The organism is Stenotrophomonas sp. SXG-1, assembly GCF_014083965.1.
GTDB lineage: Bacteria > Pseudomonadota > Gammaproteobacteria > Xanthomonadales > Xanthomonadaceae > Stenotrophomonas > Stenotrophomonas geniculata.
The window spans coordinates 1,175,520-1,189,825 of sequence record NZ_CP046588.1 but is presented as its reverse complement, the minus strand read 5'-3'; the positions used below and the strand labels follow the sequence as shown (position 1 = coordinate 1,189,825).

Genomic DNA, 14,306 nt, shown 5'->3' with positions numbered 1-14,306 from the left:
ATGCAACTGCAGAGCCTGCTCGATGCCCTGTTCCCGCAGGGGCATGCGATTGCGGTGAACGATTCGGTGCTGACCGGCAGCGCTACCACCGAGGACGGCGAGGTGACCGTGATCGGTACCGCCGACAAACTCGAAGTCGGCGTGGACCACGCACTGGCACTGGCCGGGATGGTGCTGGCCAGCACCCGCGCACATCCTCAGCGGCCGATCGTGATGCTGGTGGATACCGCCGGCCAGCGCCTGGCGCGGCGCGACGAACTGCTTGGCATCAATGGTTACTTTGCGCATCTCGCGCAGACGCTCGATCTGGCACGCCGCCGTGGTGCGCAACTGGTCACGCTGGTCTACGGTGAATCCGTCAGTGGCGGCTTCCTCTCATTCGGTCTGATGGCCAACCACATCCACGCCCTGCCCGATGCACAGGTGCGGGTGATGGACCTGCGCGCGATGGCACGGGTGACCAAGCAGCCACTGGAGAAGCTGCAGTCGCTCAGCCAGACCTCACCGGTGTTCGCACCGGGCGTGGAAAACTACGTAGCGATGGGTGCGGTGGACTCGATCTGGAACGGGAACCTGGCCGCCCACCTGCTGCAGGCACTGCGCACGCCCGCCGATGGCGACCGCCGCGCCGTGTGCGGAGCAGAACGTGGCGGGCGCATGCTGGCCGCACGCGTGGCTGCTGCCGTGAGCCAGGGCGATGCCTGAGCGGCTGCCCCGCCATACGCTGGTCTGGCTGTCAGCGCACGCCGGCTGGCAGGCGGACATTGCCGCGCATGAGTCGCGCTTGGCCGATTGGTTTGCGCAGGGCCGGCCGGCCATCGTCGCGCGACGTGCCGCCGATGATGCGGACCCCCGCCTGCGTCTGGGCGTGCCGCTACCGCCCGTCAAGGGCAAACTGCGCCTGGCCCTGCGCGTACCAGCACACGATGTGCTGCGCACCGCGCCGCCGCCGACACTTCAGACGGTGCTGGAAGGCGACGTTCCACAGGACTGGCAGCGGCCCCTTGAAGTGCTGCAGAACATCGCTGGGGCGCGCGTAATCGGTGCCTTCGCGTGGCAGCACCTCACTGGCCTGCGCTATGTGCACGCGCGCTCGGACGTCGATCTGCTGTGGCCGATCGACACCACCGCGCAGGCCGATGCCCTGGCTGCACGGCTACAGGCATGGGAAGCCGAACACGACCGGCGGGTCGATGGCGAGCTGTGCCTGGGCGGCGACGCCGCCGTGAACTGGCGCGAGTACGCCGGACGCAGCCGCGAGGTACTGGTCAAGCGCCTCGATGGTGCCGCACTGGAACCACGCGAGGCATTGTTCGCCTCCGCCGGGGTGAGCGCATGAACGCCGTCGTGCAACCGGCGGTCAGGCCGGCAGCTGCCGTGGACACCGCGCGTCTGGGGCGCCTCGCCGTCGCCAGCCTGCATGCGGAGCTGGCGCTGGCGCCCAAGCCCGGACTGGTCACACCCTTCGACACCGGCAGCCATCACGACATGGACGCCGGCACGTTCCTGCGCAGCCTGTTCGCGCTGCGCCACTATTTCACCGCCGTGGCATACCTCGGTGCAGCCGGGGCGGACTTCGACGCCTTGCGCCGGTGTGGCATCGCCGCCGAAACCGCGATGCTGCGCGCGACCGCCGGCATCAATACCCACCGTGGCGCGGTCTTCAGTCTCGGCCTGCTGGTGGCGGCCGCCGCGGCCTGTCGCTCCCACCTGGGCCATGCCGCCACGGGTGAGCAGGTCTGCCAGGAAGTGCGCCGTTGGGCTGCCGAGCTCGCCGGCGCACCTCTGGATGCGAACAGCCCTGGCCAGCGCGCGCGCGCGCGGCACGGCGTGCAAGGTGTGCGCGAACAAGCGGCCACCGGCTACCCGCTGCTGCGCGACGTGGCACTGCCTACCCTGCGCCACGCACTGGCCAGCGGCCTGCCACGCGAGGCCGCGATGTGCCAGACCCTGATGCAGCTGATCGCGTGCGTGGATGACCTCAACCTGCTGCACCGTGGCGGCGCCGACGGCCTGCGCTGGGCCCAGCGGCAGGCGCGCCGTTTTCTGCGGGACGGCGGTACCTTCGTACCCGGCTGGCAGGCACGCCTGCACGGCATCGGTGAGCGCTTCGTCGCACGCCGCCTGAGCCCTGGTGGCAGTGCTGATCTGCTTGCCTGCAGCTGGTTCCTGCTGCAGCAGGAGGGCGTATGAGCCTTGCCCTGCTCTGCCCCGGGCAAGGCGCGCAGCACGCCGCGATGTTCGAGCGCGTGCGCGATCTGCCTGCCGCGCACAACGTACTTGAGGCTGCCAGCGCAGTGCTTGGACGCGATGTGTTCGCGGCGGCCGCTGACGAATCGCGCTTCGGCAATGCGCTCGCACAGCCCCTGCTGTGTGCAGCCAGCCTCGCGCACTGGCAGGGACTTCGCGAAGCAGTGCCAGCGCCGGTGCTGGTGGCCGGCTACAGCATCGGTGAACTGGCGGCGCATGTGGTTGCCGGCAGCGTTGATGCGAGCACCGGCCTGAGCCTGGCCGCGCAGCGCGCGCGGCTGATGGATGCCGCCAGCCCTGCCAATGCAGGCATGCAGGCCGTGCTGGGGCTGGAGCGCCATACCCTGCAGCCGCTGTGTGATGCACACGGCGCACATGTGGCCATCGCCAACGGCCGCGATCACTTCATCGTCGGCGGCACGCAGGCCGCTCTGCAGGCGCTGGCCGATGACGCTCGCGCGCAGGGTGCGGAGATCCGCCCGCTGCCGGTGCATGTGCCCGCGCATACGCCGCTGCTCCGCTCTGCTGTCGCACCGTTCGCCGCCGCACTCGATGCCTCGGCGCTGCAGGGCCCACGCCTGCCGCTGCTGGCCGGCATCGATGCGCGTCCGGTGCGGGATCGCGCAACGGCGGTCCACACGCTGTCGTTGCAACTGGCGCAGACCATTGAGTGGTCGCAGGTGATGCGCCAGGCCTACGAGCGCGGTGCGCGGGTGTTCCTGCAGCTGGGCCCGGGCAATGCCTTGGCCCGCATGGTCGCGTCCGATTATCCGTGCTGCGAGGTGCGCGCGGTGGAGGAATTCCAGAGCCTCGACGGCGCGGCGGGCTGGGTCCGCAACGCGCTGGAGCGGCTGCAGTAACGGGTTCGAGCAGTACGCAACACGCAGTACGTCGCCTTACCCCGGGATGGCGGGTCTCCATCCGCGCTGTACGTGAGTCACGTGTCTGGGAGGGCGCATGAGTCCACAAATCGCAACGATCATCGGCCTGGTGATCATGTTCATCATCGCCACCGCTCTACCGATCAACATGGGCGCCGTCGCCTTCGCGCTGGCCTTCATCATCGGTGGGTTGTGGGTCGACATGGGCGGCAAGGAGGTCCTGGCCGGCTTTCCCGGCGATCTGTTCCTGACCCTGGTTGGCATCACCTACCTGTTCGCCATCGCGCAGAAGAACGGTACCATCGACCTGCTGGTGCACTGGGCGGTGAAAGCGGTACGCGGCCATATCGTGGCCATTCCGTGGGTGATGTTCGTCATCACCGCGGTCCTCACCGCCTTCGGCGCGCTCGGTCCGGCCGCGGTGGCGATCATCGGGCCGGTCGCGCTGCGCTTTGCCAAGCAATACAACATCAACCCGCTGATGATGGGCCTGCTGGTCATCCACGGTGCGCAGGCCGGCGGCTTCTCGCCCATCAGCGTGTACGGCAGCATCACCAACGGCGTGGTGCAGAAGGCCGGGCTGGAAGTGACCGAGATGGCGGTGTTCCTGACCAGCCTGGGCTTCAACTTCATGATGGCCACGATCTGCTTCTTCGCTTTCGGTGGCGTCGCCCTGCTGCGGCGTGGCTCGATCACCGCAGCAGGAATGATCGGCACTGCCGAACTGGCGATGGCCGGCGGCCCGCAGGCGTCGTCGCACCAGTTCGCGATCGAAGGCCATGGCGCGCTGGTCGCAGCAGGCGGCGGCACGCTCAGCAATGATCCGGCGGCACTGGATGCGGTGAGCCTGACCCGCGAGCGGTTGTTCACCCTGATCGGCCTGCTCGGCCTGGGCGTGGCCGCGTTGATCTACAACCTCAACGTCGGCCTGGTCTCGATCACCGTGGCGGTGGCGCTGGCGCTGTTGTCGCCACAAAGCCAGAAGGGTGCGGTCGATGGCATCAGCTGGTCCACCGTGCTGCTGATCTGCGGCGTGGTGACCTACATCGGCGTGCTGGAACATGCCGGCGCGGTGGACTTCATCGGCAACGGCGTGTCCGACATAGGCATTCCGCTGCTGGGCGCGCTGCTGGTCTGCTACGTCGGCGGCATCGTCTCCGCATTCGCTTCCTCGGCGGCGGTACTGGGCGCCACGATTCCGCTGGCGGTGCCGTTTCTGATGCAGGGCCACCTCAGCGCCGCCGGCGTGATCTGCGCGCTGGCGGTGTCGTCCACCATCGTCGATGTCAGCCCGTTCTCCACCAATGGCGCACTGGTGGTGGCCTCGGCCGCGAAGGAAGAGCGCGAGACCCTGTTCCGCCGCTTCCTGGTGTACAGCGGTCTGGTGGTCGCGCTGGGGCCGCTGCTGGCCTGGCTGGTGTTCGTGGTGCCCGGCTGGATGTAACCGTCGAACGGTCGTGCCGGCCACTGGTCGGCACGACCTGGCGTTACACTCTGCGCATGGCTATTGCCCCTGCCCCGCGGTCACCGAAGAAGCGCGCACCTCTGTACGAAGAGGTGGCCGAACACGTGCGCGAACGCATCTATGACTATCGCCTGCCGCCGGGCGAGTGGATCGACGAGCCCGCGCTGTGCGAAGAACTGGGCATCAGCCGCACACCGCTGCGCGAGGCCCTGAAGCTGCTGGCCGCTGAAGGCCTGGTGCAGATCGATGCGGGTCGTGGCAGCAGGGTCACGCGACTGACGCTGGAAGACCTCAACCAGCTGTTTCCGGTGATGGCGATGCTGGAAGGCCGCTGCGCGCACGAGGCGGTGAAGCACATCGACGATGCCGGTGTGCAGCAACTGGAAGACCTGCATGCAGCAATGGAGACGGCAGCGGCCGAAGGCAACATCGCCGAGTACTACCGCAACAACTACCTCATTCACGAGACCGTGCAACATTACGCCGGCAACCCGTGGCTGATCCGGATCACCCACGACCTGCACCGCATCCTGAAGATGCACCGTGGCCGCCAGCTGCTGACTCCGGGCCGTACCGCGCAGTCGCTGGCCGAGCACCGCGAACTGATGGAGTGTTTCCGCAGGCGCGATGCCGCCGCCGCCGAACGCACCATGGAGCGCCACCTGCTCAGCCAGGGCCAGGCGCTGGCCGCCTATGTCGCGGCAGGCGGGTTGTTGAATGTGCCGGCGCCGCTGCCGACCGAAGGCGGCGGCTGAGCGGGCCGTCGTCGCTTTTGTAGAGTCGAGCCATGCTCGACTGCTTTTCGACCAGGCACCGCGGCGTTGGAGCGAAGTGCAGTCGAGCAAGGCTCGACTCTACAGAGACCTCAATCGCTGCAGCTGCCACCACCACCGTCACTGCTGCCGCCGTCGCTTCCACAGTCGGAGCTGCTGTGGTTGTGCTGGCTGTAGTTGTCGCCGGAATACCCGCCCGAGTAATCGTAGGCACCGCCGAGACCGTTGTCCCCCCGGCTTCCCGAGCCATCGGCCGTGGCCACCGCCATGCACAGGATTGCGCCCACCAGCGGCAGCAGCCAGATCAGCAGCAACTGCACCGTCCGGCCGCCCGCCGACAGGCCATCACGCTTGACGATCACCACGGTAGCCACCACGTTCAGGCCCAGCACCAGCAGGACCAGCAGAAGGGCAACGATCAGCATGCGGCGACTCCGTGCCTGGACTGGGGGCATTATGGCCCGCCGCGCCGGCATTGGCCCTGCCTGTCATGAAGATGGGACAATGTAGGGCGCGCCGGCCTGTCTCCGGGCCGCCGGCGCCCCCCGCACCACACGGAAGAAGAAGAACAACAACATGCTGAAAGTCATTTTCGATACCGACCCGGGCGTCGACGACGCCCTGGCCCTGCTGTACCTGCACAAGCACGCCCAGATCGACCTGATCGGCGTCACCACCACCTTCGGCAATGCCTCGGTGGAGTCGACCACGCACAATGCGCTGTACCTGAAGCAGGCCTGGGGCTTTGCCGCCCCGGTCGCGCGCGGTGCCGGTGGCCCGCTGCAGCCGGAAGCCACCCCGGAAGCCTGGCCGGTGCACATCCACGGCCACAACGGCCTGGGCAACCACCCGGTGCCGGCCGAACTGGACCTGACCGCCGACGCGCGCCCCGCCCACCAGCTGATCATCGACCTGGTCCGCGCCCATCCGGGCGAGGTGACCCTGGTCGCCGTGGGCCGCATGACCAACCTGGCCCTGGCCCTGCAGCAGGCACCGGACATCGCCGGCCTGGTGCGCGGCGTGGTGCTGATGGGCGGCGCCTTCCACGTCAACGGCAACATCACCCCGGCCGCCGAGGCCAACATCTGGGGTGACGCCGAAGCGGCCGACGTGGTGTTCACCACCGATTGGCCGGTCACCGCGATCGGCCTGGACGTGACCACCCGCGTGGAAATGGACCGTGATGGCCTGGATAAGCTGGCCGCACTCGGCGGCGCCGACGCCGAGCTGGTCCGTGCACTGTCGCAGGACTACGTGGACTTCTACCTGCAGGCCGGCCACAAGGGCATGGTCGTGCACGACTGCTGCGCCTGCATTGCCCTGACCCGTCCGGAGCTGTTCCAGTTCGAGCGTGCCAGCGTGCGCGTGGCCACCGACGGCGTTGCCCGTGGTATGACCATTCCGAAGCCGGAAGGCATGGGCTTCGGCCCCAGCGTGTGGGATGGCCACGTGCTGCAGTCCGTCGCCATCGGCGTGGATGCGGCCGCGGTACTGGCCGACATCGAGCAGACCCTGAAGGTCTGATCGGCTAGCGTCTGGCCCTGCCTGGGACGGTCTCGGGCAGGGTCCACAGCACCGGAAGCACCAGCACTGCCACCAGCGCGATCATCGCGCCCGGTGCGGCCGCCCAGCCGCTGCGTTCCACCCACCATTGCGCCAGCCAAGGCGTCGCGCCGCCGAACACCGCGGTGGCCATGGTCACACCCAGTGCCAACCCGCTGACCCGGCCTTCGCCCGGGAACTGCTCGGCCGTGGCCGGGGCCGCGACCGCACTGACACCACCGGCCACGCAGGCCAGCAGCACGGCGGCCAGCGCGATGCCCAGCGCCGTCGCCTGCGCCATCCACGCGAACAGGGACAGCGGCAGCAGCGCTGCCAGCACGGTCAGGCCCAGCAGCACCGGCCGTCGTCCGACGCGGTCGGACAATGCGCCGCACAGTGGCGTGATCGCGATCACCGCCACTGCCGCAATCGTCGACAGCCACAGCGCATCGGCTTCGTCATGACCCTGCGCATGCAGGAACGACGGCACGTAGGTGATGCCCACGTAGTAGGTGATCGAGCCCAGCGCCGAGATCGCGAAGGTGCGCGCCACTGCTGCGGGATGGTTGCGGAGCACATGCCGCAGCGGCGTGGCGGGAATGCTGCCCTCGCGCTGCTGGCGCTCGAACTCAGGCGATTCACGCATGCCCGACCGCGCAACCAGGATCACCAGTGCCAGCGCGGCACCGAAGAAGAACGGAATGCGCCAGCCCCAGCTGTCCAGCTGCGCGATGGGCAGCAGCGCGACCGTGAGCGCGGAAATCGCCACCGCCAGCAGCGCCCCCACTTCGCTGGCTGCCGACGCCAGCGAGGTCACCAGGCCTCGTCGCCGCACGGGTGCGCTTTCCAGCAGGTAGGCCACCACGCCGGTGTATTCGCCGCCCACCGAAAACGCCATCACGCAGCGCAGTACCAGCAGCAGCACGCCCGCCGTGGTGCCTGCGGTGGCCGCGGTTGGCAGCAGCGCAGTGGCCAGCATTGCCGCCGCCATCAACGCCATCGAAGCCAGCAGCATCCAGCGCCGGCCCAGGCGGTCGCCCAGGTGGCCGAAGCACAGCGCGCCCAGTGGACGCATCAGGTAGGACACCGCGAAGCCGGCAAGCGTGACGAGCAGCGCCTGCTCGCCACCACCGAAGAACACCCGCGACAACACCGTGGCGAAGTACAGGTACAGGGTGAAGTCGTACCACTCCACCACCGTGGACAGGCCGGCCACCCACATCGAGCGCTGCCGCGCCGCGGTCATTGCGTGTTCGCCTTCAACAGCCTCGTTCCCGTGGGTGCAGGTTCCTGGCAGGGTGTCACGACCCGGGTGAAATGCCGGTCATCGGCCATCCATCGGCTGCATGTACTGCGTCTCGTGCCCGGTGAAGCGCTCACCGTCAAAGCCAAAGCAGAACCGCCCTTCCTCGAACACACGGTAGACCAGCAGCGCGCCATCCAGGCAGAACTGCTGCTGGTCCACGCCCGTTTCCAGGGTTCCGTAGCGGCTGGCGTCTCCGCCCTTCTCCGCTGGCCCGGTGAAGGCATCGATCGGCAATGGCGTGGCGCGTCCGGTGCGGGTGTCGACCAGCACCACCGAGCGCTGGAAGAACCCGGGGCGATCTTCGACCTGCACCAGCAGGTAGTGCTGGTTGAAGTTGGGCTTTTCGTTCCTGAGGGCTTCCTCGATGCGCGCCACGTGCTGCGCATCGCAGAAATCGATCGGGCTGTAGCGATAGCTGCATCCGTCGTGGTCGTAGGGCAGGTTCATGCCGGAATAGCTCACGCCTGCCTGGTCGCCCAGGTCGTCTCCCGGTTCCGGCGTGCTGCACAGCAGCCACGAGCGCTGTGCATCCTCGGGATCGGCCATCAATTTCGGCTCGCGTCCCGCCTCGTAGGCCGCACCACCCGGGAAATCCTGCCCGAACTGATGGCGGACAATCGAGCGTGCCCTCTCCAGCGGCAGGCCGATCTTCGCACCACGGAATGAAACGAACGTCATCGTCGGAAGGATCACCTCCTCCACCGGCAATCCTTTCCATTGCCCCCGCACGCAGAACGTGGCGATCTCGTTTTCCTCATCCACCTTGCAGGGTGTCGACGCGTCCTCGGCCAGCCAGGGATGGGCCGGACGCCCAGTCTGATGATCGATGTACCAGCCGTCCAGCGCGCAGGTCGGCAAGGCATCGAGGAGCGGAGAGAGGTCTGTTGCCGTGGCCGGGGCGGCAAGCGATGTGCCCGCTGCGGGTGTCCCGGTCAGCGCATCCGGTGTGCGCTGACATGCGGCCAGCACGAGTAGACCGACCAGCAGCGCGACGTGGCGCGCACGCTGGATTGAATGCTGCGTTCCCTGCATTGCGTGTTTCCTGGTTTCGACACCCGCTAGATGATCGCCGATCCCGAGGCCATGCAGGTGCGTGGATGTATTGACCCCGCCAGTTACCCCGGCAGCTGCAATTCGGCCCGCAGGCCACCGCCCTCACGGTTGTGCAGCCGCAGCGAGCCGCCCAGCGACTGCGCCAGCTGCACGGCGATGGCCAGACCCAGCCCGGTGCCGCCGGTATCGCGGTTGCGTGAGCTTTCCAGCCGATGGAACGGTGCCAGCACCGCCTGCAGCTGGTCCTCCGGGATGCCGGGGCCGCGGTCGGACACGCTGATCCACGGCCGGCCTGCTGCATCGCGCCCCGCCTCGATCTCGGCACTACCGGCGTAGCGCAACGCGTTGTCGACCAGGTTGCCGACCACCCGCCGCAGCGGCTGCGGCCAGGTCTGCACGGTCAGGCCTGTGGGTGCGCCACCACTGACCGCCTTGCCCATGTCTTCATAGTCGCCCACCACGCTGGCCAGGAACGCGCCAAGATCCATCGCCAGTGGCGCGCCACTGGCCACGTGGCTGCTGCGCGCGTAGGCCACGCCTTCGCGCACCAGTTGCCCCAGGTGGTCCAGGTCATCCAGCAGGCGCTGCTGGGTGGCATCTTCGGGCAGGGTTTCCACGCGCAGCTTCATGCGCGTGATCGGCGTCTGCAGATCGTGCGAGATGGCCGCCAGAATCTGCAGCCGCTCGCTGACATGGCCACGGATCCGCGCCTGCAGTGCATTGAGCGCGGCTGCGGCCGTGCCCACTTCGGCGGGGCCGTCTTCGGGCAGCATCGGTGCGTCCTTGCCAGGCTGCAGTTGCTCGACGGCGTGCGAGAGCTGCCGCAGCGGGCGCAATGCCAGCCGCACCGCCAGCCAGGCGCATACCAGCAGCAGGGCCAGCTGCACCAGCAGCACGGCCGGCAGCCAGCGCGCCAGCGGCAGGCCCGACGGTGTGACTTCGATGGTCAACGGTGAACCGTCGTGCAGGCGCAGCTCCACTTCAAAACGTTCCGGCAGCCGTGCCACCTGCCGCGCCTGCAGCGGATAGCGGTGTTCCAGACTGTCATCGATGATGGCGGTGACCTGGCGCGCACGATCGGTTTCCAACGCCGGGCCGGCCTGTGCCGGGCGCAACAGGTAACGGTACGTGCGCCGCTCCAACCGCGGCACCCAGGCCTGGCGCTGGTCGGCCGGCAGGTGTTCCAGCAGGGCCACGCTCACTGCTGCATCCTCGTCCAGGTTGCGCAGCATCATGCTGCGGGTGGACTGGTAGCGTTCGTAGAACAACAGGCCGAAGGACAGCGCATGGGCCAGGATCAAACCGCCCAGCAGCACCAGCAGCAGGCGCGCCGACAGCGTGCGCGGCCACGGCAGGCGGCGCGCGCGGGCGTTCATTCCTCCGGCCCCAGCAGCTGCACCGGCACGCTGAACACGTAGCCTTCGCTGCGCACGGTCTTGATGTAGGTGGGCTCACGCGCGTCATCGCCCAGGCGCTGGCGCACGCGGCTGACCAGGAGATCGATGGAACGATCGAACAGTTCTGCATCTCGGCCCTGGGTAAGGCTGAGCAGCTGGTCGCGGCTGAGCACACGGTTGGCGTGGTCGAGAAACACGCGCAGCAGTCGGAATTCCGCACCGCTGAGCGGATAGGCGGTGTCCTGCGCATCCAGCAGATGGCGGGCAGTGGTATCCAAGCGCCAGTCGCCGAAGGCCAACTGGCGGCCGGCTTCACTCACCTGCAGGTTCGGCGGCAGCATCTGCGTGCGCCGGATCACCGCATTGATGCGCGCCAGCAGTTCGCGTGAGGAGAACGGCTTGGTCACGTAGTCATCGGCGCCCATTTCAAGGCCGATGATGCGGTCGGTTTCGTCGTCGCGGGCGGTCAGCAGCACCACCGGCACCGCGCGATGCTTGCCGGCACGCAGGTTGCGGCACAGGCTCAACCCGTCCTCGCCGGGCATCATCACGTCCAGCACCACCAGGTCCACCGCGTGGGTGTCCATCAGCGCGCGCATCGCACGGCCGCCATCGGCCTGGCTGACGCGCAGGCCGTTGCGCTGCAGGTAGTCGGCCAGCATCTGGCGGATCTCGCTGTCATCGTCGACGACAAGGATGTGCGGTACGTGGTTCATTGCGTTCTCGATGAAGACGGAGGTCAAGGCCGCGCGGCGCGGCCATGGTAGCGCGGCTCAGGGGCTGGCCAGCAGGCGCTGGATCTCGCTTTCGGTACGTGCGTAATCGCCTTCACCGTAGTGGCGGTAGACCACCCTGCCCTGCCGGTCGACCAGGTAAAGCGCCGGCCAGAAGCGGTTGCCCCAGGCGTTCCAGATCCGGTACTGGTTGTCCTGCACCACCGGCCAGGTGATATCCAGCCGCGCGATGGCCTTGCGCACATTGCCGGGCAGGCCTTCGTAGGCGAACTCCGGAGTATGCACGCCGATCACCTGCAGGCCCTGCCGCGCGTAACGTGCATGCCACTGGTGCACATGCGGTGCCACGTTGAGGCAGTTGCTGCAGGCGTAGGTCCAGAACTCGACCAGCACCACCTGCCCACGCAGTTGATTCAACGCGAGCGGTGGGCTGTTGTGCCAGGGCCCGCCGCCATCGAACCCGGCAGCAGGAGCGGCCTGCGCCGGATGCGCACCGGCCTCCGGGCTGGGCAAGGCCATCAGCAGCGCCGCCCCACCCAGCAGGCCCAGCAGCAACGGCAGTACATACACACGCAGCGCGCCCATCGTTCAGCCTCCCTGCTCGGCCAGCGGCAGTTCGGCCGGCTTCACGCCTGCGGCCTCCAGAATGCTGTCAGCCACCTGAGCCGGGTGCGAGAGCAGCGACACATGGCTGCTGCCGATCAATTGCAGCTGCGCGCCAATGCGCTTTGCGGTGGCCGCCTGCAGTTGCGGCGACAACATGCGGTCGTCACGGCTGAGCACGTACCAGCTCGGCTTGCTGCGCCATGCGGCCACAGTGACGGACTCACCCAGCGCGCTGGCCTTCAATGGCACCTGCGTGCTGTACAACAGTGCAGCGGTCTTCTTCATCACATCCGGTGCGAAGTCCTGGGCGATGGCGTCGGCTGGCAGGGTCAGGTAGCCGTCCTTCTCCTGCAGGCGCGTCAGGCCCGGGCCGACCGGATAGCCCTCGCCCTGCTGTGCCGATGACTGCCCGGCATCCGGTGCGAATGCGGCCACGTACACCAGCGCCTGCACCTTGGGATCGTTGCCCGCTTCGGTGATGACCGTGCCGCCCCAGCTGTGGCCGACCAGCACGACCTTGCCCGGTGCGGCGGCAATCGCGCGACGGGTGGCGGCCACATCGTCGGCCAGCGAGGTGAGCGGGTTCTGCACGGCCACCGCAGGCAGTTTCCAGTCATGCAGGGTGGTGATGACCTTGTTCCAGCTGGAGCCATCGGCGAAGGCACCGTGGACCAGGATGACGGTGGGCGCGGCGCCGGCATCGGCCTCGGCGGCGAATGCCGGCGTCGCGACGCCGGCAAGGGCGAGGGCAGCGGCGAGCAGGGTGGTGCGGATCATGGGTGGCACTCCGGTGTTGGGAGTGGCCATTTCCGCCTGGGGGTGTATCGGCGCTGTTTCGCTGCGAGGCAGAGTTGTACCGGACTGTAGGGCGGCGGCGGATTTCTACAGTTGGATACATTCGGCCGCTGGGCATGGCCCGGCGAACGCCCGACGCGGCGTCTTTGTATCTGACTGTACGAACCCCCTGACACAGCCACAGTCGCTGACAAAACCCCGGGCAACAGCACACGTTGCCGATACCTGCGTGGCTCGGAATGGCCTCCATCGACCACTGGCCCGCAGGACACTCCCATGATCAGCTCCGCTTCTTCCGTGTATACACCCCGCCTGGACGCCGTCGGCCGCTGGCTCTCGCCATTGGCGCTGCGCGCCCTGCTGGCCTGGGAGTTCTTTGAATCGGGCCGCGAGAAGCTGGGCGGACAGAACTGGTTCGCCGACCTGGAAGGGCGTTTCCCCTTCCCGTTCTCCACCCTGCCTGCGTCACTCAACTGGCAGCTGGCCACCTGGCTGGAACTGGTGGGCGCGGTGATGCTGCTGCTGGGCCTGGCCACGCGCTCGGTGGCCTACATCTTCTGGGTGCTGACCCTTGTTGCCATCGCTGCCGTGCACTGGCCGGACCAATGGAACAGCCTGGGTGAGCTGTGGCAGGGCTACGCAATCACCGACCAGGGCTACGGCAACTTCAAGCTGCCGCTGCTGTTCCTGGCCATGCTGCTGCCGCTGATCCTCAACGGCGGCGGTGCACTCAGCCTGGACCGCCTGCTGGCCGGCCCGCAGCGCGCCGCGGCGGGCAACGACGGCCTCGGCTGGGGCGTGAGCCTGATCGCCCTGCTGCTGCCGGTCGCCGCGCTGCTGCCCGGTATCGGTTTCGGTGGCGCACTACTCGGCGGCGCCCTGCTGCTGGGTTACCGACTGCGCCGTCGCCGCAACGCCTGATCCGCTTCACCGCTTCCCGCGCTTCTTCCCTTCGTTTCCGTCGCCTTCAAGCGGCGTCCATCCCGCACGCCCTGCGTGCCCATCCAAGGAGTCATCACCATGTCCGTCTCGACCAAGAACACCGCTGCTTCCCGTCTGCCGCGCATCGGCGCCATCGGCATCGCCCTGGCCGGTGGCCTGCTGCTGGCCGGCCAGGCGGCCGCGATCCAGCCACTGGCCATCGGTGCCGTGGCCATGAGCGCCGCCGCCGAAGGCAAGTGCGGTGAAGGCAAGTGCGGCGCCAACAAGGCCGCCACTGGCAAGCCTGCCGCCAAGGCCAAGGTGGCCGAAGGCCAGTGTGGCGAAGGCAAGTGCGGCGACGCTTCGTTTGCCCGCACCGACCGTGACCACGACGGCCGGGTCTCGCGTGCCGAGTTCAACGCCGTGGCGGCCAAGCGCGCCGCTGAATTCGACCGCATCGACACCGACCACGACGGCTACATCAGCGAACAGGAGGCGCACGACTACCTGCGCAGTGTCTACACCGCCAACGGCAAACCGATGCCGAAGGGCCTGTTCTCCCGCGTCAACGACTGATCGTTCC

Annotated in this window: 16 protein-coding genes; 9 read left to right on the top strand and 7 right to left on the bottom strand. The window is 68.0% G+C overall.

Annotated features, from left to right (window positions below; translation table 11 throughout):
- The 6 genes from mdcE to GOC52_RS05430 all read left to right on the top strand — a co-directional run bounded on the left by mdcE (position 1) and on the right by GOC52_RS05430 (position 5,351).
- Complete coding sequence (gene mdcE / locus GOC52_RS05455) at positions 1–705, top strand: biotin-independent malonate decarboxylase subunit gamma (RefSeq protein ID WP_191851420.1); 705 nt, start codon at positions 1–3, stop codon at positions 703–705.
- Positions 698–1,339, top strand: coding sequence for a malonate decarboxylase holo-[acyl-carrier-protein] synthase (mdcG, locus tag GOC52_RS05450; RefSeq protein ID WP_191850857.1), 642 nt, complete (start codon positions 698–700; stop codon positions 1,337–1,339). The genes mdcE and mdcG overlap by 8 nt, the downstream gene beginning before the upstream one ends.
- Positions 1,336–2,193 (top strand): triphosphoribosyl-dephospho-CoA synthase MdcB, encoded by an 858-nt coding sequence (gene mdcB, locus GOC52_RS05445; RefSeq protein ID WP_010483419.1) that lies wholly within the window; start codon positions 1,336–1,338, stop codon positions 2,191–2,193. Before mdcG ends, mdcB begins: the two co-directional genes overlap by 4 nt.
- Positions 2,190–3,110 carry a malonate decarboxylase subunit epsilon gene (mdcH, locus tag GOC52_RS05440; RefSeq protein WP_191850855.1) on the top strand — a complete coding sequence of 307 codons (921 nt, stop codon included), beginning with the start codon at positions 2,190–2,192 and terminating at the stop codon, positions 3,108–3,110. The genes mdcB and mdcH overlap by 4 nt, the downstream gene beginning before the upstream one ends.
- A gap of 97 nt (positions 3,111–3,207) precedes the next feature.
- A complete protein-coding gene (locus GOC52_RS05435; protein WP_191850853.1) occupies positions 3,208–4,575 on the top strand; it encodes an SLC13 family permease in 1,368 nt (455 codons plus the stop codon).
- 56 nt (positions 4,576–4,631) lie between these two features.
- Complete coding sequence (locus GOC52_RS05430) at positions 4,632–5,351, top strand: GntR family transcriptional regulator (RefSeq protein ID WP_019336976.1); 720 nt, start codon at positions 4,632–4,634, stop codon at positions 5,349–5,351.
- 110 nt (positions 5,352–5,461) lie between these two features.
- Here GOC52_RS05430 and GOC52_RS05425 read toward each other — a convergent pair whose 3' ends face one another.
- The gene (locus GOC52_RS05425; RefSeq protein WP_049413512.1) at positions 5,462–5,794 is read right to left on the bottom strand and encodes a hypothetical protein; all 333 of its coding nucleotides are present in this window, start codon (positions 5,792–5,794) and stop codon (positions 5,462–5,464) included.
- 151 nt (positions 5,795–5,945) lie between these two features.
- Between GOC52_RS05425 and GOC52_RS05420 the strand changes: the two genes are divergently transcribed.
- On the top strand, positions 5,946–6,893 hold the full coding sequence (locus tag GOC52_RS05420) for a nucleoside hydrolase (protein WP_191850851.1): 948 nt from the start codon (positions 5,946–5,948) through the stop codon (positions 6,891–6,893).
- Positions 6,894–6,897: 4 nt separating this feature from the next.
- Here GOC52_RS05420 and GOC52_RS05415 read toward each other — a convergent pair whose 3' ends face one another.
- The 6 genes from GOC52_RS05415 to GOC52_RS05390 all read right to left on the bottom strand — a co-directional run bounded on the left by GOC52_RS05415 (position 6,898) and on the right by GOC52_RS05390 (position 12,784).
- Positions 6,898–8,157 carry an MFS transporter gene (locus tag GOC52_RS05415; RefSeq protein WP_019336973.1) on the bottom strand — a complete coding sequence of 420 codons (1,260 nt, stop codon included), beginning with the start codon at positions 8,155–8,157 and terminating at the stop codon, positions 6,898–6,900.
- Between the two features lie 78 nt (positions 8,158–8,235).
- On the bottom strand, positions 8,236–9,249 hold the full coding sequence (locus GOC52_RS05410; RefSeq protein ID WP_191850849.1) for a hypothetical protein: 1,014 nt from the start codon (positions 9,247–9,249) through the stop codon (positions 8,236–8,238).
- 83 nt (positions 9,250–9,332) lie between these two features.
- Positions 9,333–10,646 (bottom strand): ATP-binding protein, encoded by a 1,314-nt coding sequence (locus tag GOC52_RS05405; RefSeq protein WP_191850847.1) that lies wholly within the window; start codon positions 10,644–10,646, stop codon positions 9,333–9,335.
- Positions 10,643–11,383 carry a response regulator gene (locus GOC52_RS05400; RefSeq protein WP_010483437.1) on the bottom strand — a complete coding sequence of 247 codons (741 nt, stop codon included), beginning with the start codon at positions 11,381–11,383 and terminating at the stop codon, positions 10,643–10,645. The genes GOC52_RS05405 and GOC52_RS05400 overlap by 4 nt, the downstream gene beginning before the upstream one ends.
- A 57-nt stretch (positions 11,384–11,440) precedes the next feature.
- The gene (locus GOC52_RS05395; RefSeq protein WP_019336971.1) at positions 11,441–11,986 is read right to left on the bottom strand and encodes a redoxin family protein; all 546 of its coding nucleotides are present in this window, start codon (positions 11,984–11,986) and stop codon (positions 11,441–11,443) included.
- A 3-nt stretch (positions 11,987–11,989) separates the two neighbouring features.
- Complete coding sequence (locus GOC52_RS05390) at positions 11,990–12,784, bottom strand: alpha/beta fold hydrolase (protein WP_191850845.1); 795 nt, start codon at positions 12,782–12,784, stop codon at positions 11,990–11,992.
- Between the two features lie 294 nt (positions 12,785–13,078).
- On the opposite strand from GOC52_RS05390, the gene GOC52_RS05385 reads away from it, so the two are divergent.
- A complete protein-coding gene (locus GOC52_RS05385; protein WP_010483443.1) occupies positions 13,079–13,723 on the top strand; it encodes an HvfX family Cu-binding RiPP maturation protein in 645 nt (214 codons plus the stop codon).
- A 99-nt stretch (positions 13,724–13,822) separates the two neighbouring features.
- Positions 13,823–14,299, top strand: coding sequence for an HvfA family oxazolone/thioamide-modified RiPP metallophore (locus GOC52_RS05380; RefSeq protein WP_010483445.1), 477 nt, complete (start codon positions 13,823–13,825; stop codon positions 14,297–14,299).
- Positions 14,300–14,306 lie beyond the last annotated feature (7 nt).